The sequence below is a fragment of the Streptomyces sp. 13-12-16 genome (assembly GCF_002114215.1).
GTDB lineage: Bacteria > Actinomycetota > Actinomycetes > Streptomycetales > Streptomycetaceae > Streptomyces.
Genome location: NZ_NCTE01001315.1, coordinates 1 through 683, shown reverse-complemented (window position 1 = coordinate 683; position 683 = coordinate 1). Strand labels below are relative to the sequence as shown.

General features: G+C 76.7%; 1 protein-coding gene. It reads right to left on the bottom strand.

Translation table 11 applies throughout. From position 1 onward, the window contains the following. Nucleotides 1-683: DUF4118 domain-containing protein (locus B7767_RS40375; RefSeq protein WP_143652931.1), on the bottom strand; the 683-nt coding region annotated here is incomplete at both ends.

The following is a 683-nucleotide window of genomic DNA, read 5'->3' as shown; positions in this document are numbered from 1 at the left end:
CGGTCCAGGACGACGGCGGCCTGCGCGGCGAAGGCGGCCAGCACCCTGCGGTCCTCGGCGGGCGGCACCCGGCCGGTCAGCGCCAGCGCCATGTGGTCGCCGACCGGCACCTCCACGTCCGCGTCCTCGGGCCGTTCGACCGGGCGTCCGCGTCCCGCCCGGCCGGCGCAGGTCCACGGCTCGACGTCGCCCGCGCGTTCGAGGAGGGCGGCGGACTCCATGCCGAAGGTCTCCCGGACCCGCTCCAGCAGGTCCTCCAGGCCCGTCTCGCCGCGCAGCACGTTGCCGGCGAGGAAGGACAGGATCTCCGACTCGGCGCGCAGCCGGGCCGCCTGGTGGGTGCGCCGGGCCGCGAGGTCCACCACGGACGCCACCGCCGCGCCGACCGCGACGAAGATCACGATGGCGACGATGTTCTTGGGGTCGGAGACGGTCCAGGTGTGCAGGGGCGGGGTGTAGAAGTAGTTCAGCAGCAGCGAGCCGACCGCCGCGGAGGCCAGGGCCGGCCAGAGTCCGCCGAGCAGGGCCGCCGCCACCGTCAGGGCCAGGAACAGCAGCATGTCGTTGGCGAGTCCCAGGTCCACGGCGCTGAGCAGCACCGCCACCGCCGCCGGGCCGGCCACGCCGACCGCCCAGCCCCAGGCCAGCCGGGAACGCCCGAGCCGCGCGCCGCGGGCGCCGGG